This is a genomic window from Pseudomonas tremae, from assembly GCF_001401155.1.
Lineage (GTDB): Bacteria > Pseudomonadota > Gammaproteobacteria > Pseudomonadales > Pseudomonadaceae > Aquipseudomonas > Aquipseudomonas tremae.
Genome location: NZ_LJRO01000379.1, coordinates 1 through 389, shown reverse-complemented (window position 1 = coordinate 389; position 389 = coordinate 1). Strand labels below are relative to the sequence as shown.

The window sequence follows — 389 nt, the reverse complement described above, 5'->3', positions numbered from 1 at the left end:
GGTGTCGCGCTCCTGACTTACAGCTTGATCCAGGTGGATTTCAGCTCGGTGTATTTGTCGAAGGCATGCAGCGATTTATCACGACCGTTGCCTGACTGCTTGAAGCCACCGAACGGGGCAGTCATATCGCCGCCGTCGTACTGATTGACCCATACGCTGCCCGCGCGCAGTGCCTTGGCGGTCAGGTGTGCTCTGGAGATATTGGCGGTCCACACGGCAGCAGCCAGGCCATAAGGCGTGTCGTTGGCTATCTGTATCGCTTCTTCGTCGCTGTCGAACGTCAGCACTGAAAGTACCGGGCCGAAGATCTCCTCTTGGGCGATCTTCATGGCGTTGTTCACGCCGTCGAAAATGGTCGGTTCGACGTACGTGCCGCCGGTTTCCTGCAG

At 58.1% G+C, this 389-nt stretch carries 1 protein-coding gene; it reads right to left on the bottom strand.

The features are described 5' to 3' along the window. Positions 1-17: 17 nt before the first annotated feature. Positions 18-389: aldehyde dehydrogenase family protein (locus ALO43_RS20890; RefSeq protein WP_157062349.1), on the bottom strand; the 372-nt coding region annotated here is incomplete at its 5' end.